A 17,734-nucleotide genomic window follows, 5' to 3' on the forward strand; every position below is an offset into this window, starting at 1 on the left:
CCGTGGACCCGGCGCGGGTCCACGGTCCGCGGACGACGCCCCGGGCGCCTCCGTCCCGGCGGATCGGCTCCGGGCGCCAGCGTCCCGCGGGTCAGCGGAGAGCACGGCGACGACGTCTCGGCGCGACCGGGCCGGAGATGCGCGGGGCCCGCTCGGCGGGGTGACCGAGACGCCGGCCGGCGGCGGATCTCATTGACGAACGTCGGTGGGAGACCTATCGTGAGGTTAGGAAAGCGCTTTCCCGCCTCCGCCCGATCCGTACCGGCCACCCGGGCGGAGGCCCCTCTCGACCGAGCGCACCGCGCCGGCAGCACCCGTCCCCGCCACGCCCCGCGTCGCCCGGGTGGCGACGCGTACCGAGAAACCGAGAACCCGGATGACACCTCGACACCTCGGCGCCCCGCGCCCCGGACCCGCCGCCCAACGGCCCCCTACCGCCCCGTCCCGCCCCGCCACCCGCCGCAGTCCGGTCGCCTGGCACCGGAGCAGCCTCGCCGCAGGGCTGGTCGGGGTACTCGGACTGGCCCTGCCCGGCGCCACCGGACCGGTCCAGGCCGGGCCGTACGACCCGACCGCCACCGCCGGAAACCCGACCGTCCTCTGCACGGACGCCCCGATCGGGTTCGCCTCGGTCAACGCCCTCGGCTTCGCCGGCACCACCGGCGGCGCCGGCGGGCCGACGGTGACCGTGACCACCGCCGCCGCGCTGGAGGACTACGCCGGACGGGCCGGGCCCTTCGTCATCCGGATCTCCGGTCGGATCCAGCTCGACGACATGGTGACCGTGGTGGCGAACAAGAGCATCCTGGGCGTCGGCAGCACCGCCGAGATCACCGGCGGCGGCCTCCAGATGGGTTCCACCACCCGGCCGGGCAACAACGTGATCATCAGGAACATCCGGTTCACCGGCGCCGAGGACGACTCGATCAGCGTCACCAACAAGGCCCACCACGTCTGGATCGACCACAACGACCTCTCCGACGGCTACGACGGGCTGCTCGACATCAAGCGGGAGTCGGACTACGTCACGGTCTCCTGGAACCGGTTCCACCAGCACAGCAAGTCGTCGCTGGTCGGGCACTCCGACACGTACACCGCCGACGTGGGGAAGCTCCGGGTGACGTACCACCACAACTTCTTCGACGGCACGGACCAGCGGCACCCCCGGGTGCGGTTCGCGGATCCCGTGCACGTCTTCAACAACTACTACCGGAACAACGCGCTCTACGGCATCGCCTCCACCGAGAACGCCGGCCTGATGGTCGAGGGCAACTACTTCGAGAACGTCGCGCACCCGATCTACGTCGGGTACGACAAGAGCGGCCCCGGCCGGGTGGTCGAGCGCAACAACCTCTACGTCAACTCGGGCACCCCGCAGACCGCCGGCACCGTGGTCGAACCGCGCGGCTTCTATCCGTACACCGTGGACCCGCCGGCCAGCGTGCCGGGCACGGTGTCGGGCGGAGTCGGCGTGGGCAAGGTCTGCGGCTGAGCCGAAGAGTCCTGATCGGACGTCGCCGGGTCAGGCGGACGTCGGCCGGTCCGCCCGCTCCAACCCGTAGGCGGACCAGCCACGGTCGTCGAACCCGGCGGCCTCGGCGACCCGGGCCGAGGCGAGGTTGCCGGGATCGTGCAGATAGGTCGGCACCGCACCCTCGTCCAGCACCCGCCGGGCCGCCTGCGCCACGAGCCGGCGCGCCAGTCCCCGTCCCCGGGCCGCCGGCTCGGTGCCGACGGCGATCTCGTGCCCGTAGCCGTCGTGCCGTTTGATGCCCACCCCGGCGAGGTAGCCGCCGTCCGGGTCCCGCACCACCAGCACCTCGCCGCCGAAGGGCCGCAGCCACGGCGGCACCACCGCGTCCCCGGCGTCGACCCACTCACCGCCGTCCGGCAGCGGTGCCGGGGCGAGCGTGAAGCGGAACACCGCCCGGTAGCCCAGCCAGCCGGGCAGGCCCAGCACGGCGGGCAGGTCGGCCAGCAGCGCCGCGACCGGCCGGGCACCGAGCGCGCGTACCGCGCCGACCCGGTCCGGCGGCACCGAGAGTACGACCCCGAGCGGATTGCCGACCCCGACGACCGGGTGCGGCGCGCCGTCCCAGCCCGGTTGGATCCGGCGTTCGGAGCCGACCACGTCCAGCGACCCGCCGGCCGGCCACTGGCCCAGCCAGGTCACCAGGTGGTGGTGCAGCCGCTGGTCGAGCATCACCCGCCCCCGATCACCCTCCGGTCCCGACAGGCCCGCCCGGACATCCCGATCTCGACGAAGGTTATCAATGGTCACCGGCCCCCTGCCGTCGAGGTGGACGGCCCAGCGGTGCGACCGGCCGAAGTGGAGGCGGCCGGATGCGGAGATTCCCGGTGCCTCTGATCAGCAGGCCAACCGCCCGGGAGCGACCAAAAAGGTGATCTTCGTTCAAACCGGGGGTTGAGGCATCACACCGGGCGCTGCTAGCGTGCGCCGGGTACTCAAAGATCGTGGATGCGACCCAGGGCGCCCACGACCGCCAGAACCTGGCGAGTAGTCGATCAATCGCCTTCGACCGGCACGGGACGGTGTAATGGGCTTTCGTGCTTCGCGCCTGCGTACCAAGGTTGTCGCCCTGCTGCTCACCCTCACGGCGCTCTGGGCGTTCGGCGCATGGGTGACGCTGCGCGACGGGTTCAACCTGATCTGGGTGCAGACCCTGGAAGCCCAGGTGTACGCGCCGAGCGAGCCGCTGATCCTGAACCTCCAGAACGAGCGGCGACAGTCCCTGAGATATCTCGGCACGGTGCAGGCACCGGCCGGGGAGACGCTGGAGACCGAGCGCCGCAGGGTACGCGCGGATGTGGCGATCTTCCGATCGGAGACCCGGAAGTGGTTCACGAAGCTGGCGGCGCGGCCGGAACTCGAACGGCGGGTCGACGAGGCGCTGGCCAAGCTCGACGGGCTGACCGCCGTCCGGGAGGCGGTCGACGCCCGTCGCATCGACCGGCTGGCCGCCGCGCAGGCGTTCAGCGACGCGATCGCGGCGATCTTCCGGATGTACGGCTCGCTGGGCGACCTCGACGCCGGTGACATCGACCGCCGCGTCGAGAACCTGATCAGGTTCACCAAGGCGCGGGAGCTGGCCTCCCAGGTCGACGCGCTGCTGGTCGGCGCGTACGCCGCCAACCGGATCAGCCCGGCCGAGCACGCCCGGGTGGTCCAGCTGATCGGGACCGAGCGGCTGATCGCCGACGAGGCGATGGCCGAACTGCCCCGGACCGACCAGGAGCGCTACCGCCAGGCGCTCCAGCAGGGGCCGCTCGCCCGGCTGCGCGCGGTCGAGGACCGCATCGTCCTGAACGGACGGCCGAACGGCCGCCCCGCCGTCCCGGCCGACGAGTGGCGCGGCACCATCGACCCCGGGCTACAGGAACTGCTCCGGTTGCAGATCGCCGGCGGTGACGAGGTGGTCAAGGCCGCCACCCCCGGCGCCATCGGCACCATCCTGCGGATGCTGGCCATGTCCATCCTCGGCCTGATCGCCGTGATCATCTCGGTGAACACCGCGCGCTCGCTGGTGCGCCAGCTCGAAGGGCTCCGCCAGGCGGCGCTCAGGCTCGCCAACGAGCGACTGCCCGACCTGGTCGGCCGGCTCGGCCGGGGCGAGACGGTCGACGTCAGCGCCGAGGCGCCGCCGCTGCGGGCCGGCCCGGACGAGATCGGGCAGGTGGCCCAGGCGTTCAACGTCGCCCAGGAGACCGCCGTACGCACCGCGGTGGAGCAGGCCGAGCTGCGCCGCAGCGTCCGGGACATCTTCCTCAGCCTGGCCCGGCGTACCCAGGCGCTGATCCACCGGCAGCTCACCCTGCTGGACGCGATGGAGCGCCGGGAGAACGACCCCGAGGAGTTGGAGGACCTGTTCCGGGTGGACCACCTGGCCACCCGGATGCGCCGCAACGCGGAGAACCTGATCGTGCTCTCCGGCTCGACACCGGGCCGGGCCTGGCGGCGCAACGTCCCGATGATCGACGTACTGCGCGGCGCGGTCGCCGAGGTGGAGGACTACGCCCGGGTGACCGTACTCCCGGTCGGTGCGGTGGACCTCGCCGGCCGGGCGGTCGGCGACGTGATCCACCTGATCGCGGAACTGGTCGAGAACGCGCTCTCCTTCTCTCCCCCGCACACCGCGGTGCAGGTCAGCGGTCAACTGGTCGCCAACGGCTACGCCGTGGAGATCGAGGACCGGGGCCTCGGCATGAGCAGCGAGGACCGGGCCGCCGCCAACGAGCGGATCGCCACCCAGCACGAGTTCACCCTCACCGGCGGTGCCGCCCAGCTCGGGCTCTACGTGGTCAGCCGGCTCACCGAGCGGCACGGCGTACGGGTCCGGCTGAAGGAGTCGCCGTACGGCGGTACCACGGCGGTGGTACTCCTGCCGTTGAACCTGATCACCGACCGCAGCGCGGAGGGCGAGCCGGCCGCCGGTGCGATGCCGGTGGAGCGGCTCGCGGCGAGCGCGATCGGCGGCAGCGTACGGCGACCCCCGGTGCGGGAACTCGACCGGCTGCCGGAGCGTGAGTCGGCCGGCCCGTCCGGGTGGGAGCCGGGTCGCGAGTCGGTGCAGCGTACGGGCCGGGAGTCCGGCGCGGACCCGGCCCAGGAGTCACGCCGCGGACCTGAGTGGCCGAGCGCCGGAGGCTCGTTCGGCACGCCGGGGCGGCCGCCGGGCGCACCACCGAAGCCGGACCTGGCACCGCCGGCCCCGGACCTCGTACCCCGGAATCCCGATCTGCCGCCCCTCGGGCTCGACCGCACCTCCGCCCGGCCGGAGGTCGGCGCGGCGGCACCGGACGCGACGGCTTTCCCCAGGTCGGCGACACGGCTCGGACCGGCCTCCGGCCCCTCCGAGCAGGCACCGGCACCGTCCGATGTGGCCTCACCCGGAGCCCGGCCGGTCCCCGGCTCCGCACCGGCGGCCGGTGCTGGAGCGTCCGCGCCGACGGGTTCCCCACCGCCGCCGGCCGGGCCGGGCCGGGTGAGCGGATCGGCCTCGCTGACCCCGTCCGGGCTGCCGGTCCGGGTCCGACAGGCGAACCTCGCCGCGCCGCTGCGCAACGGTGACGACCGGCCCGAACCGGAGCCGGCGGAGGAACAGGCCCCCCGTACTCCTGAACAGATCCGCCGGATGATGAGTTCCTATCAATCGGGCACCCGGCGCGGACGGTCCGACGCCGCGCGCCCGCTGGACGACCGTGGCACCACCGGCTCGGCTCCGCCCGAGGCGTGACCGCCACCGTCTCCGATGTGGAGTATCACCGGTAGAGAGAGGGACCAACCCGTGCAGAAGACAGCGTCGCACCTCGACCTGACCTGGTTGCTCGACGACCTGGTCGGTCGGGTGAAACAGACCCAGCACGCGATCCTGCTCTCCGTCGACGGGCTGCTGATGGCCTCGTCGCGGGAGTTGGAGCGGGACGACGCGGAACACCTGGCCGCGGTCGCCTCCGGCGTGCAGAGCCTGGCCCGGGGTGCCGGCAAGCGGTTCGGCGGCGGTCCGGTGCAGCAGACCATCATCGAGATGCGCTCGGCGTTCCTGTTCGTGACCGCGGCCGGGCACGGCGCCTGTCTCGCCGTACTCGCGTCGGAGGACGCGGACGTCGGCCTGATCGCGTACGAGATGGCGATGCTGGTGACCCGGGCCGGTAAGTACCTCGCGTCGAGCACCCGGGCACCTGACGCACCGGTCCAACGGCAGTGATCTCCGGCCATGACCGAGTACGAGGACCCGCCCGAAGTGCACTGGGTCGACGAGCACGCCGGCCCGGTGGTCCGGCCCTACGCGGTGACCCGGGGTCGGGCCCGGCCGGTGACCGGGAAGTTCGACCTGATCTCACAGGTGAGCACGGTACGGGCGGTCTCCGCCCGGGACGTCGGGCTCGGGCCGGAGCATCTGGCGATCGTCGCGCTCTGCCGTCGGCGGCTCTCGGTCGCCGAGGTGGCGGCGCATCTGGACCTGCCACTCGGCACCATCCGGGTGCTCCTCGGTGATCTGCTCGAACGACAGCTCGTCCGGGTGTTCGAGCCGCGGCCGACACCGGTCCTTACCGATGACAGCATCTTTGAACAGGTGATAAATGGGCTACGCGCACTCTGACGGTGCCGACCTGGCCGGGACGTCGAACGAACCGATGCCGACCGCCGTCAAGATCCTGATTGCCGGAGGCTTCGGCGTCGGCAAGACCACCATGGTCGGCGCGGTCAGCGAGACCCGTCCACTTCGGACCGAAGAACTCCTCACCGAGGAGGGTGTCAGCGTCGACGACCTCTCCGGGGTGGAGGCGAAGACCACCACCACGGTCGCGATGGACTTCGGCCGGATCAGCATCAACGACGACCTGGTGCTCTATCTCTTCGGCACTCCCGGGCAGGACCGGTTCTGGTTCGTCTGGGACGAGCTGGCGCTCGGCGCACTCGGTGCGGTGGTTCTCGCCGACACCCGGCGGCTGGCCGACTGCTTCCCGTCGGTCGACTACTTCGAGAAGCACGGCACGCCGTTCATCGTGGCGGTCAACTGCTTCGAGGGCGCCCGCCAGTACCAGCTCGACGAGGTGACCCAGGCGCTGAGCCTCGACCCGGGCGTACCGGTGATGCTCTGCGACGCCCGGCGCCGGGAGTCCGGCAAGGAGGTGCTGATCGCCGTGCTCGAACACGCGATGCGCAGTCACCGGGCGATGTCGGCGGCCAGCGCCGGCTGAGCCACCGCCCCGGGGGTCGCGGTGGTGGTGCGGCACCCGGGCCCGGACCTGCCCCGCCGGCCGGAGCGTACCGGCCGGCGGGATCGACCGTTCCCGGTCGTCAGCTCGGGACCGGGGCGGTCAGAAGACGTACCGCTCGGCGAGGCCCTGGTAGTCGAACTGCTCGTCGGCGCCGAACCAGAGCTCGGACTCGTACTTCGCCTCGTCGACGCTGCCGGAGGCGTGCACCAGGTTGGCGATGGCCTTGCCGGTCGCCTCGGCGTACGCCTTCGACATGTGCGCGAAGTCGCCCCGGATGGTGCCCGGCGCCGCCTGCCCCGGAAAGGTCGGGCCGATCATGCGGCGGACGTTCGCCACCGCCTCGACGCCCTCCAGCAGCAGCGCCACCACCGGCCCCTGCTGCATGTAGTTGGCGGTGGCGTCGTAGACGCCCTTGCCGTACCGCTCCTCCAGGTCGAAGTAGTGCCGGCGGGTGAAGTCGGCGTCCATCTGCTTCATCTTGATGCCGACGATCTTCAGTCCGGCGTCCTCGAAGCGCTGCACCAGGCGTCCGGTCAGCCCGCGCGCGACCGCGTCGGGCTTGAGCAGGACAAGAGTACGTTCTGTGGCCGCCACCGCGTGGCCCCTTCCTCGATCATCTGGCCGGGCCCCACGAGCTGGACGGCTGGCAGCCCGACACCTCGTCGGGCGCCCGATCCAGCGACAGGCCGCTGAGATCACGATAGTAGTCGGCCCGGTTCGCCCGGCTCGGCGCTACCGCCCGGTCGCCGGCCCGGTCTGGCCGGCGGCGGCCAGCGGGGTGTTTCGGTAGCTGAGCCGGCGGAGGAGTACCTCGGCCGGACCGCGCCGCCCGGCCCGGCGCATCAGCTCGGCGAGGAGCACGGTGCCGAGCCAGACGCCGAGGGCCACCGCCGAGGCGCCGGCGTCGCCGAGCCGCCCGCCGAGCCCGCCGGCCCAGGGCGAGAAGAGCGCCACGAACGCCACCGACTGGAGCAGGTAGCAGGTCAGCGAGCGCTGACCGCAGGCGGCCAGTGCGGTGGCGATCCGGCCGGGCACCTCGGAGGCGGCCGCGAGCCGGTGCGCGACCACGCCGGTCAGCGCCGCGTAGCCGAGGCCGGCGCCGATTCCGGTCACGCTGTGCAGGACGTACGCCGGCACGGCGGTCGCGGCGCTCCAGTCCGTCCAGATCCGGGTGTCGATCAGCGCCAGCGGGGTACCGCCGAGGACCGCGAGGCCGATCCCGCCCAGCGCGACCCGGGTCAGCAGTCGCCGGTGCCGGCCGGGCTCGTCGAGCAGCCGGCGCCGGGCGGCCCAGATGCCGAGCAGCATCGGGGTGACCACGTCCAGCGCCAGCATCGGGGCGAGCACCGCCCAGGTGCCGACCCGGGGACCGATCGCGGCCAGCGGGGAGTCGTAACTGGTCGGCATCGGCGTCGAGCCGTTCTCGATGATCCCGAGCGGCGGGACGACGGAGAGCGCGACGAAGACCAGTGTCCAGAGCCCGGCGACCCAGAGCAGGGTACGGTCCCGGGCCCGGAGCATGCCGACCAGCACCAGCCCGAGCAGGCCGTAGGTGGCGAGGATGTCGCCGAAGAAGAGCAGCAGCGCGTGTACGAAGCCGAAGACGACCAGCCAGCGGCTGCGTCGACGCAGCAGGCCGCGTACCTGCGGCCAGTCGGCGCCGGACGCGGCGCGCCGGTCGGCCAGCCGGACCATCCCGTAGCCGAAGAGCGCGGCGAACATCGGCAGCGCGCGGCCGTCCACCAGCAGCACCTGGAGGCCGGCGACCACCCGGTCGACGGTGCCGCCGTCGCTGCGGTAGCCCCGGAACAGGGTCTCGTGACCGTAGAGGTACATGTGGGCGTGGGCCAGCGCGATGAGCAGCAGCATCGTCCCCCGGGCGAGGTCGGGGGCGAGGGAGCGGGCGGCTGGCGGCCCGGGCGGGCGGGGCGGGGCGGCGAGATCGGTGGGGCCGGAGAGTCTGGACATTGTTCTCCCCCGATGGTCCAGGAATGTGGGCACGGCAGGTCGCGGCGATCGGACGTGGGCCGGTGGGCGGCAGAATCGTCCGGGTCACCTGCGATGATTAGCTACGGATCCGTATCTAACATCGTGACGATAAGATACGCAAGCGTTTCTTACTAGCGAGGCAGCATGCGCGAGAAGGAAGCCGGCCCGGAGCCGGAACGGCGTACCCGGCGGCGCGGCGACGAGCTGATCCGGGCCATCCACGCCGCCGTACTCCGCCAGGTGGCCGAGGTCGGCGTCGGCGGGCTCACCATGGAGGGAATCGCCAAGGAGGCCGCCACCGCCAAGACCTCGCTCTACCGGCGCTGGTCGTCCCCGCGCGAACTGCTGCTCGACGCGCTGCACGAGGCACACCCGCAGGAGGTGCCCTCCCCCGGCGCGGACGACCTACGCGGCGACCTGATCCGGGCGCTGCGCCAACTCGTCGCCTGGATGGTCACCCCGGCCGCCACCGCCGTGGTGGCGATCCTGATGGAGCGGCACCGCCATCCCGACCTGGTGGCGGCGCTGTACACCCGGGTCTTCGACGCCCGGGGCGGCACCTTCACCAGTACCGTCCTGCGGCACTACGCCAGGCAGGGACAGCTCGATCCCGCACTGCTCACCCCGGTGGTGATGGACATCGGCGAGGCGCTGGTGCTCAAGTACGGCACCGACAACGACCACCTGCCCGGCGACGAGGTGCTCGCCGCCATCGTCGACCAGGCGATCCTGCCCGCCGTCGGCATCGGCCCGGCCGGTCGCCAGCCCGATCCGGTGGACGGGGTCAGAACTGCCGTACCACCGGGATGACGTCGGCGCCGATCCGTTCCAGCACGTCCAGCCGGGGCAGTTGCGGCGCCGCCCCGATCGCCGCGTCGAAGCCGAGGTCGTGCAGCCGGCGCAACTCGTCGAGGAGTTGCCCGGTCTTCTCGCCGTTGTCGCCGACGTCCATGAACTGGTAGACGGTCTTGGTGATCTCGGCGTAGTCGCGGCCCTCCCGCTCACAGTGCTCCCGCAGGACGGCGAGTTTGTGCTCCAGTTCCGGGGTGTTGAACAGGTTGCACGCCTGGGCGTATCTGGCGACCAGCCGCAGGGTCTTCTTCTCCCCGCCACCGCCGATCATGATCGGCGGATGGGGCCGGGTCAGCGGCTGCGGCGAGTTCAGCAGCCGCTCGGCCCGGATGCGCTTGCCGTGGAACGGTCCGTCGTCGCCGGACCACATCTGGAGTACGTACCGCAGGGTCTCCTCGAGCAGCTCGAAGCGCTCGGCGAGCGGCGGGAACGGGATGCCGAGCCCCCGGGACTCCTCGGCGTTCCAGCCGGCGCCGATGCCGAGCATCGCCCGCCCGCCGGAGAGGACGTCCAGGGTCGTCACGATCTTGGCGAGCAGCCCCGGCTGCCGGTGGTGCACTCCGGTGATCAGGGTGAGCAGGGTGGCCCGCTCGGTGTGCGCGGCCAGAAAGCCCAGCGTGGTGTACGCCTCCAGCATCTCCGCCTCGGGCGGGCCGACCGTCTCGATCTGGAAGAAGTGGTCCATCAGGGCCAGATAGTCGAACCCGGCCTGGTCGGCCGTACGCGCCACGGCGGCCAGGTCGGCGCCGAGCCCGGCCGGACCGTTCGGCCAGGTCATGTTGGGGATCTGTAGGCCGAGCCGCATGCCGCCGGTCGTCTCCTCTCGATATGTCACACCTGGTCGGATCTGACACATCTCCCGACAGCCTAACCGCGCGGCACCCGTCGGCGGACCGGTTCCCGGCCGGCGCGCGGGGCAGGTCGCGGCTGGTCACCGCCGAATCGCCGCTCCTCGTCGAGACGGGACCGCCGTCGGCCACGGCACCGTCCATCCTGGTCGGCTCGGCGGTCGCGCACAGCGGGAAGTGCTCGGGAACCGACCGGGACGGCGGGTTGGAGGTTCCTGGCTGGCCGACCCGGACGGGGTGCCGGTCGCCCTGTCCCGCCCCGGGCCGGCCGGGGGCTCAGCTCCGCTCGGGGACGGTCATCTCGCCGAGAATCGACCAGTCGTCCTGCGGAACCGAGGTGTTGACGATCTTCGGCGTCTCGGCGAGGTACGTCGGCAGGCTCTGCTGCGCCTGTCGGAAGTGCTCGGACCGCACGTGCGCGGCGCCCGCCTCGCCGTCCCGGAACGCCTCGACCAGCACGTACTCGTTCGGGTCGTCGAGGCTGCGCGACCACTCGAACCAGAGGCAGCCCGGCTCGGCCCGGGTCGCCCGGGTGAACTCGCCGGCCACCTCGGCCCACCTGTCGGCATAGTCCGGCAGCACTCGGAACTTCGCGGTGATAAAGATCATCTGGACCTCCTCGTACGCTGGTCTGGCCCTGCGACCGGCCTCGCGCCCGCAGATCCTAGTGCCCCCGGCTCGGTACGCCCACTTGTTGTCGATCGCAACCTTCCTCCGGATATAACCGGCATCTCACCACCCCTCGGCAGAGCTGCGCCGAACCACCCGCCGACCAGGGTCCTGCCGGAGGCGGCAGGGGCTAGGCTTTCCGGCGTGATCGAGGTGGACGACTCCGGAGCCGACGAACGGCTGCGCCGAATCGAGGCGGTAACCGATTCCGCGCTGTCCCGACTCGGCGTGGAGGACCTACTCGACGAACTGCTCGCCCGGGTCTGCGGGCTGCTCCAGGTCGACACGGCCGCGATCCTCCTGCTCGACCAGCACGCCCAGCAACTCGTCGCCACCGCCGCGAAGGGGTTGGAGGAGGAGGTCCAGCAGGGTTTCCGGATCGCCGTCGGCCGGGGATTCGCCGGCCGGGTCGCCCAGGACCGGCAGCCGGTGGTGCTCGAACGGGTCACCCCGGCCGAGGTGGTCAACCCGATCCTGCACCGCAAGGGCATCCGGTCGATGCTCGGCGTGCCCATGTTCGCCGGCTCGGAACTCGTCGGCGTCCTGCACGTCGGCAGCCTCACCCCGCGTCGGTTCAGCGCCGACGACGTACGGCTGCTGCAACTCGTCGCCGACCGGGCGAGCCTGGCCAGCCAGGCCCGGATGGGCAACATCGACCGGACCGCCGCGCTCGCCCTGCAACGCAGCCTGCTGCCGACCCGGTTACCGGAGGCGGCCGGCGTCGACATGGCGGCCCGGTACGTCCCCGGTCACCACACCGGTGTCGGCGGCGACTGGTACGACGTCTTCACCCTCCCCTCCGGCTGGCTCGGCATCGTGGTCGGCGACGTCTCCGGGCACGGCCTCGCGGCGGCCGTGGTGATGGGACGGCTACGCAGCGCCCTGCGGGCCTACGCCCTGGAGTGCGACGACCCGGCCGACGCGCTGACCCGGCTCGACCTCAAGATCCAGCACTTCGAGGCCGGGAAGCTGGCCACCGTGCTCTACACGCTGGTCAGCCCGGACCGGACGCACTTCCGCGTCTCGCTCGCCGGACACCTGGCACCGATGATTGCCCGGCCCGGGCACGAGGCCGACATGGTGGCCGTCCCCGTCGACCTGCCGCTCGGCACCGGCCGCCCCACCGCCCGCCGCAGCACCGCCGTGGAGCTTCCGGCGGGCAGCATGCTGGTCTGCTACACCGACGGGCTCGTCGAACGTCGGAACGAACTCATCGACGTCGGGCTGGACCGGCTGCGCGCCGCGATCCAGCCCGGTCCCGCCGAGACGGTCTGCGCGACGATCATGGCCGCCCTCGGCGTCGAACAGCCCGTCGACGACGTGGCACTGCTGGCACTGCGCCGCGACCCGGCCGGCGGATAGGCCGGGCCGGCCGCCATCGGCCGACGCGGGAAGATCCCCCCGGGCCCGGAACGCGGGACGGGAAGCGGCACCGGACGAACCAGGTCTCACCCGCGCAGAGCGCGTCTCACCCGCTCAGAGCGGCGGCAGGCCGAGGGCCTCGTCGACCCGGCCCAGCACGGCGACGTCGTCCGCGTTCACACCCCGGAGCAGGTCGATCGCGGTCGCCCGGATCTGGCCCACGATCATGATGATCGGCAGCGGCGGATTCCGGGTGAGCAGCCGCCCGGCGGTGCGTACCGCGTCCAGGGCGGCGGCGTCGGTCTGCCCGGCGTACCGGTCGGCCGCCTCGTCCTGCCCGCTCAGGTCGGCGGCGAGCGCCTCGCCGGCACAGCGCATCGCCTCGGCCAGCAACCGCAGCGCCTCGGGCAGTTCCGGCGGGCCGGCCACCGGCAGCCGGGTCAGCGCCACCCCGGCCCGGGCCAGTACCCGCAGGTTGCGTACGGCGTAGTCGACCTGCCGGCTGGACGCGTCGAGCGCGTGTACCCGCCCGATGTGCCGGCGTCGCCGTACGTGCAGCCGCAGCGCCTCCCCGGCGGCCAGTACCGCCGTCTGGAGCCGCTCCACGGCGGCGTCCAGCCGGCGGGCCCGGTACAGCGCGGCGAGCGCCGCCTCCTCGTCGCGGCGGTCCAGCGCCTCGCTGATCTCGGTGAGCAGCTCCGCCAGCGCGACAAAGGTCTGGCGCGACTCGGTCAGCAGCGGGGCGAGCGGCTGCCGGGCGCTGGCCAGCTGGCTCGCCAGCAGGGCCACCACCCCGCCGATCAGTGCGTCGACGAACCGGAACGGCACCAGCGCGTCGGTCGTCGGCGGCACCGTCACCAGATAGAGGGCGGAGACCGTCGCCTGTACCACGGAGACGTTGCTCGCGCCGATCGCCGTGGCGAGCGCGACGGTCAGCAGTACGACGGTGAGGACCGTCCAGGTGGTCCGGCCGAGGGCCTGCACCACGAGGTCGGCGACGAGTACCCCGGCGGCGACCCCGAGCACCACCTCCACGGCCCGGCGCATCCGCTGGCCCCGGGCCTGGCCCAGCACGATCAGCGCCGCAGCCGGGGCGAAGAAGGGCTGCGGGTGGCCGAGCAGCGCCGCCGCGATCGCCCAGGAGACGGTGGCGGCCAGCGTCGCCTCGACCATCGGCAGCCAGCCCTGGCGCAGCCGGCCGGCGGCGGGCCGGAGCCATCCCACCCGAGAACACCTCGTCCCTCACGATCGTTTCCCGCACGATATCCGCTGACCGGGGCGGGTAGCCTCGTCCGGTGTGACCGGCGTCCCGCACTCGCACTGCTCGTACTGCGGCACCGCCTATTCGGTACCCACCTGGCCCCGGATCTGCGCGCACTGCGGCCAGACCACCTGGCGCAACCCCTTCCCGGTCGCGCTGGCGATCCTGCCGGTGCTGACCGGCGACGGCATCGGCGTCGTGGTGCAGCGCCGGGACATCGAACCGGGCCGGGGGCGGCTGGCGTTGCCGGGCGGGTTCATCGACTACGGCGAGGACTGGCGCGACGCGCTGGTCCGGGAACTCCGCGAGGAGACCGGCCTGGTCGCCGACGCCCGGACGGCGGAACTGTACGCGGTGCACAGCGCTCCGGCGGGCGGCACGATCCTGATCTTCGGCGTACTGCCGGCGCGGCCGGTCGAGTCGCTGCCGCCCTCGGCACCGACCGAGGAGGCCACCGAGTGGCTGGTGCTCACCGAGCCGGCGGAGTTGGCCTTCAGCACCCACACCCAGGTGCTGGCCGAGTTCCTGGCCGCCAACCGGCCGTCCGGACCGGCCGGCCCGGTTCCGCCGGTGGCCGGCGGCTGAGCCTGGCGGTCCGGCGGCTGCCCCTGGCGGTCCGGCGCGGATTCAGCCGTCGCCGAGCGCGGCCCGGACGATCGCACCCGCCAACTCCCGGGTCGCCTCGGGGGTGATCTCGCCCGGCGCGCTGCTGACCAGGGTGAAGAGCGCTCCGCCGTAGAGCGTGACGAGGGTCGGCACGGCTTCCGGCGGGATCGCCAGGTCGAGGTCGGCGTGGTGCCCGGCGGTGACCGAGACGGAGCGCTGGAGCAGGCCGCGCAGCGCGTCGGCGAGGACCGGCCGGCGCAGGCTCTCCAGCCGGAGTTCGAAGATCGCCAGGTAGCGGTCCCGGTGCACGGTGGCGGCGGTGAGCAGCGACCCGGCGATCAGCTCCACCGCGCGCTCGCGGGTGTCCGCCGAGGGGGTCGGCCGGTACGCCGAGCCGGCCGCGTCCATGTCGGCGTAGTGCAGCTCGCCGACCCGGTCCGCCGCCGCGACCAGCAGCGCCTCCCGGCTGCGGAAGTAGTTGGAGGCCGTCCCCGGGGGCAGGCCGGCCCGTTTCTCGACCGCGCGGTGGGTGACGCCGTGCACCCCGGTCTCGGCCAGCAGCGCGATGGCGGCGTCGGCGAGTTCGGCCCGGCGCCGTTGGTTGGGTGGTGGCACCTCCCGATCGTATGCCAATATGCGTAGTACAACGATCGTAGTGAACGGGGTGTGTCATGCACGTGGTCATCGTCGGCGCCGGCATCGGTGGACTCGCCCTGGCGAACGGCCTGCTGGCCGACGGCCACCGGGTCCGGGTCCTCGAACGGGCACCCGGACCGCGTACCGACGGCGCGGCGGTGACGATCTTCGGCAACGGTGCGGCCGCGGCGGCCCAGCTCGGGGTACCCCTGGACGGGCTCGGTGGCGAGGTCGAGACGCTGGAGTTCTGCACCTCGGACGGGCGACCCTTCGCCCGCGCGGACCTGCGAACGGCGCGCCACCGCACCGGCTTCGGGGTGGCCACCGTGCCGCGCGCCGCCATCCTCGAACGGTTCACCCGAGCACTGCCGCCGGACACCGTCCGGTACGGCCACGCCGTCTCCGACCTCCGGGTCGACCCGGACGGCGTGACCGTCGGCGGGGACTCCGCGGACGTGCTGGTCGGCGCCGACGGCTACCGGTCCGTGGTCCGCCGGACCGTGCTCGACAGGGAACCCGCGACCCGGACCGGCTGGGTGAGCTGGCAGGGACTGACCAGGGCACTACCCGAACTGGCCGGTGACGTGCACGCCCGCTGCCTGGTCGGCCCCGCCGGACTGTGCGGGCTGATGCCGGCCGGCGCCGGCCTGCTCCAGTGGTGGTTCGACGTACCCGAACCGGCACCGGACGACCGCCCCGTACTGGAGTGGCTGCGGACCCGGTTCGCCTCGTACGCCGAGCCGGTCGGCGAGTTGCTGGCCGGGCTCACCGGGTCGGACGTGCAGGCGTACCCGCACGTGCTGCACCGGGTGCCGGCACGCTGGGGCACCGGCCCGTCGACCCTGCTCGGCGACGCGGCGCACGCGTTCCCGCCGTCCCAGGCCCAGGGTGCCAACCAGGCGCTGGAGGACGCCTGGCTGCTCCGCCGCGCACTCGGTATGCCGGGCGACCCGGCCGCCGCGCTGCGCCGGTACGAGCGGATCCGCAGCCGCCGGGTACGCCGGATCTCCCGCCTGGCGGCGAGCGAGGTCACCAACCGGCCGCCCGGAGCGCTGACCCGGCTCGCCGGCCGGCTGCTCACCCCAGCGCTGACCGGACGGCTGCACCTGGCGACGATCCGGCGGTGCAGCAGCGTCCTGAACGACGACCGCCTCTGACCCGCCCCGGGTTGTCCGGCGGAGCATCGAGCGGGGCGCTGTCTGGCCCACCGGTGCGGGAGGCGGTATTCTGCTCGGCGATGAACACCTCTCTGTGCAGATTGGGGGTCCAGCCCACGCAAGGTGAGTGCTGATGCACGCATCTCCTGTGGACAGAGACTCCCGGCTATCCTTCTGGCTGCGCGTGCGCGAGTTCGCCGTGCCGCCCTCGATGATCGAATTGGCGACCGCCCGCCGCGCTGTCGGCGACTGGGCCGGAGCCTGCGCCGCCGCACGCGTCGACGTGGATCTACGACTGCGTTCCGTGGCGCGCACCTACGGTGCCGACCTGGCCGCACGACTCCGGGCCGATCTCTGCCAGCTCGCTCCTGACCTGCTCCGCTGGCACCTGCCCCGGGTCGCCCCGGACGGGCTGCTGCGACCGGGCCTGACCATCTCGCTGGCCCGGTACCCCGGGACGGAGGCCGGCACCCCGCACCTGGTGGTCCGGACCCCGCCGGCCTGGGCGGACGCGGGGCAGCGGATCTGCCTGACGCTGTGGGACCCGGCCCGGCCCGGGTCGTCCGGGCCGCATCCGCATCCCCGTCCGGACCGACGGTTCCGGCTCGACCTGCACCGTCACCTCTGGGACGTACGCCGGGCCGGCGAGTTGCGGGTGCGCTCCGGGGCGGATCGGCGACCCGACGCCGGCCCGGTCGAACCGGAAGGCGCGATACCGCCCGGCTTCGACTGCGCCGTGCCGCGCTGGGCCGCCGAGGCGCGGTTGCTGCTCGACGCGGATGATCCCGCCGGCCTCCTCGGCGCTGTCCCGGGGCCGGACGAGGACGGCGGCACCAACGTCACCGTCCGGCTCGGCTCCCGGCACCGGCTGCTGCTGGAGCTGCTGCCGGACCCGGCCGGCGGCCCCGGCCGGTCACGGATCCGGACGGTGCCGGCGCGGAGCCGCACCGAGGCGCTACCGGTACTGCCGGACGCGGCGACCTGGGTCCTGCCCGACCTGGCCCTGCTCCGGGCCGGACTGATCCGCGCCGACGAACTGCATCCACTGGTCGCCCCGGCACTCGTACCGGACCGGCCGGTCGCCGGAACCCGGCCACCCCCGGGCGACGGGGCGGCACCGCGCCTCGTCGAGTGTCGGGGCGCCCGGCACCGGATCGGCCTGGTGGACGGCGTACTCGTCGCGCTGGACCACGATCCGGCCGAGATCCGCCGCGAGGAGTTGCTGGCCGCGCTGACCGGTACCCCGCTGCCCTGTCTGCGGGCGATCGACGGGGCACACCGCCAGCCGGAGAACCTCGGCGACATCCGGGCCCGCCTGGACCACGGCGACACCGACGGTGCCGTCGCCGCCGTCGAACGCCTGCTCGGCCCGGAGGCGCTGCTCCGGGCCGGTGCCCTGCGGGAGGAACTGGAGACGGCGGCGCTGCGCCGGGTCTCGCACGGGCTGTACCGCGCCGGGCTGGTCAATTCAGCGCCACACCCGGCGAGCGGGCTCTCCGGGCGCCGCCGTGACCTGGCTCGACTGGTCGCCCGGTCCCGGCGTACCTCCCGGGAACGTCCGCGGCACGCCATCGCCCGCTGATCCGCGCGTCCCTCCCTGCCTCGCTTCC

At 73.1% G+C, this 17,734-nt stretch carries 17 protein-coding genes; 10 read left to right on the forward strand and 7 right to left on the reverse strand.

Annotation, left to right across the window (positions count from 1 at the left end):
* Positions 1 to 376 precede the first annotated feature (376 nt).
* Positions 377 to 1,492: a pectate lyase family protein gene (locus V1634_RS09145; RefSeq protein ID WP_331207300.1), complete on the forward strand. Its 1,116-nt coding sequence runs from the start codon at positions 377 to 379 to the stop codon at positions 1,490 to 1,492.
* A 30-nt stretch (positions 1,493 to 1,522) separates the two neighbouring features.
* Here the strand turns inward: V1634_RS09145 and V1634_RS09150 are convergent, their stop codons facing one another.
* Entirely contained in the window at positions 1,523 to 2,203 is a 681-nt protein-coding gene (locus V1634_RS09150) for a GNAT family N-acetyltransferase (protein ID WP_331207369.1), read from the reverse strand.
* A gap of 355 nt (positions 2,204 to 2,558) precedes the next feature.
* Between V1634_RS09150 and V1634_RS09155 the strand changes: the two genes are divergently transcribed.
* From V1634_RS09155 to V1634_RS09170, 4 genes are read left to right on the forward strand one after another with little or no spacing between them, the layout of a single operon-like run.
* Complete coding sequence (locus V1634_RS09155; RefSeq protein WP_331207301.1) at positions 2,559 to 5,255, forward strand: sensor histidine kinase; 2,697 nt, start codon at positions 2,559 to 2,561, stop codon at positions 5,253 to 5,255.
* 51 nt (positions 5,256 to 5,306) lie between these two features.
* A complete protein-coding gene (locus tag V1634_RS09160) occupies positions 5,307 to 5,726 on the forward strand; it encodes a roadblock/LC7 domain-containing protein (protein ID WP_331207302.1) in 420 nt (139 codons plus the stop codon).
* A 9-nt stretch (positions 5,727 to 5,735) separates the two neighbouring features.
* A complete protein-coding gene (locus tag V1634_RS09165; RefSeq protein ID WP_331207303.1) occupies positions 5,736 to 6,122 on the forward strand; it encodes a DUF742 domain-containing protein in 387 nt (128 codons plus the stop codon).
* Positions 6,103 to 6,723 (forward strand): GTP-binding protein, encoded by a 621-nt coding sequence (locus tag V1634_RS09170; protein WP_331207304.1) that lies wholly within the window; start codon positions 6,103 to 6,105, stop codon positions 6,721 to 6,723. The genes V1634_RS09165 and V1634_RS09170 overlap by 20 nt, the downstream gene beginning before the upstream one ends.
* Before the next feature lie 120 nt (positions 6,724 to 6,843).
* Here the strand turns inward: V1634_RS09170 and V1634_RS09175 are convergent, their stop codons facing one another.
* Positions 6,844 to 7,338, reverse strand: coding sequence for a nucleoside-diphosphate kinase (locus tag V1634_RS09175; protein WP_331207305.1), 495 nt, complete (start codon positions 7,336 to 7,338; stop codon positions 6,844 to 6,846).
* Between the two features lie 138 nt (positions 7,339 to 7,476).
* Positions 7,477 to 8,712 carry a DUF418 domain-containing protein gene (locus V1634_RS09180; RefSeq protein ID WP_331207306.1) on the reverse strand — a complete coding sequence of 412 codons (1,236 nt, stop codon included), beginning with the start codon at positions 8,710 to 8,712 and terminating at the stop codon, positions 7,477 to 7,479.
* Between the two features lie 165 nt (positions 8,713 to 8,877).
* On the opposite strand from V1634_RS09180, the gene V1634_RS09185 reads away from it, so the two are divergent.
* Positions 8,878 to 9,543, forward strand: coding sequence for a TetR/AcrR family transcriptional regulator (locus V1634_RS09185; protein WP_331207307.1), 666 nt, complete (start codon positions 8,878 to 8,880; stop codon positions 9,541 to 9,543).
* Here V1634_RS09185 and V1634_RS09190 read toward each other — a convergent pair.
* Together V1634_RS09190 and V1634_RS09195 are read right to left on the reverse strand one after the other, a co-directional pair.
* Positions 9,518 to 10,420 carry an LLM class F420-dependent oxidoreductase gene (locus V1634_RS09190; RefSeq protein WP_331207308.1) on the reverse strand — a complete coding sequence of 301 codons (903 nt, stop codon included), beginning with the start codon at positions 10,418 to 10,420 and terminating at the stop codon, positions 9,518 to 9,520. The genes V1634_RS09185 and V1634_RS09190 overlap by 26 nt on opposite strands.
* Positions 10,421 to 10,709: 289 nt before the next feature.
* Complete coding sequence (locus V1634_RS09195) at positions 10,710 to 11,042, reverse strand: putative quinol monooxygenase (protein ID WP_331207309.1); 333 nt, start codon at positions 11,040 to 11,042, stop codon at positions 10,710 to 10,712.
* Positions 11,043 to 11,246: 204 nt separating this feature from the next.
* On the opposite strand from V1634_RS09195, the gene V1634_RS09200 reads away from it, so the two are divergent.
* Positions 11,247 to 12,464, forward strand: a complete 1,218-nt coding sequence (locus tag V1634_RS09200; RefSeq protein WP_331207310.1) for a PP2C family protein-serine/threonine phosphatase — start codon at positions 11,247 to 11,249, stop codon at positions 12,462 to 12,464.
* Positions 12,465 to 12,578: 114 nt separating this feature from the next.
* On the opposite strand, the gene V1634_RS09205 is transcribed toward V1634_RS09200, so the two are convergent.
* Positions 12,579 to 13,688, reverse strand: a complete 1,110-nt coding sequence (locus V1634_RS09205; RefSeq protein ID WP_331207311.1) for an FUSC family protein — start codon at positions 13,686 to 13,688, stop codon at positions 12,579 to 12,581.
* 73 nt (positions 13,689 to 13,761) lie between these two features.
* On the opposite strand from V1634_RS09205, the gene V1634_RS09210 reads away from it, so the two are divergent.
* Entirely contained in the window at positions 13,762 to 14,310 is a 549-nt protein-coding gene (locus V1634_RS09210) for an NUDIX domain-containing protein (protein ID WP_331207312.1), read from the forward strand.
* Positions 14,311 to 14,352: 42 nt separating this feature from the next.
* Here V1634_RS09210 and V1634_RS09215 read toward each other — a convergent pair whose 3' ends face one another.
* Entirely contained in the window at positions 14,353 to 14,946 is a 594-nt protein-coding gene (locus V1634_RS09215; protein ID WP_331207313.1) for a TetR/AcrR family transcriptional regulator, read from the reverse strand.
* Between the two features lie 56 nt (positions 14,947 to 15,002).
* On the opposite strand from V1634_RS09215, the gene V1634_RS09220 reads away from it, so the two are divergent.
* Together V1634_RS09220 and V1634_RS09225 are read left to right on the forward strand one after the other, a co-directional pair.
* Positions 15,003 to 16,124, forward strand: coding sequence for an FAD-dependent monooxygenase (locus V1634_RS09220; RefSeq protein WP_331207314.1), 1,122 nt, complete (start codon positions 15,003 to 15,005; stop codon positions 16,122 to 16,124).
* Positions 16,125 to 16,257: 133 nt separating this feature from the next.
* Entirely contained in the window at positions 16,258 to 17,706 is a 1,449-nt protein-coding gene (locus V1634_RS09225; RefSeq protein ID WP_331207315.1) for a hypothetical protein, read from the forward strand.
* Positions 17,707 to 17,734 lie beyond the last annotated feature (28 nt).

The sequence above is a fragment of the Plantactinospora veratri genome (genome assembly GCF_036421995.1).
In the GTDB taxonomy this organism is placed as follows: Bacteria; Actinomycetota; Actinomycetes; order Mycobacteriales; family Micromonosporaceae; genus Plantactinospora; species Plantactinospora veratri.

Coding starts and splice junctions, on each gene's coding strand:
- V1634_RS09145 (WP_331207300.1), top strand. CDS start 377: ATGACACCTCGACACCTCGGCGCCCCGCGCCCCGGACCCGCCGCCCAA.
- V1634_RS09150 (WP_331207369.1), bottom strand. CDS start 2,203: ATGCTCGACCAGCGGCTGCACCACCACCTGGTGACCTGGCTGGGCCAG.
- V1634_RS09155 (WP_331207301.1), top strand. CDS start 2,559: ATGGGCTTTCGTGCTTCGCGCCTGCGTACCAAGGTTGTCGCCCTGCTG.
- V1634_RS09165 (WP_331207303.1), top strand. CDS start 5,736: ATGACCGAGTACGAGGACCCGCCCGAAGTGCACTGGGTCGACGAGCAC.
- V1634_RS09170 (WP_331207304.1), top strand. CDS start 6,103: ATGGGCTACGCGCACTCTGACGGTGCCGACCTGGCCGGGACGTCGAAC.
- V1634_RS09180 (WP_331207306.1), bottom strand. CDS start 8,712: ATGTCCAGACTCTCCGGCCCCACCGATCTCGCCGCCCCGCCCCGCCCG.
- V1634_RS09185 (WP_331207307.1), top strand. CDS start 8,878: ATGCGCGAGAAGGAAGCCGGCCCGGAGCCGGAACGGCGTACCCGGCGG.
- V1634_RS09195 (WP_331207309.1), bottom strand. CDS start 11,042: ATGATCTTTATCACCGCGAAGTTCCGAGTGCTGCCGGACTATGCCGAC.
- V1634_RS09220 (WP_331207314.1), top strand. CDS start 15,003: ATGCACGTGGTCATCGTCGGCGCCGGCATCGGTGGACTCGCCCTGGCG.
- V1634_RS09225 (WP_331207315.1), top strand. CDS start 16,258: ATGCACGCATCTCCTGTGGACAGAGACTCCCGGCTATCCTTCTGGCTG.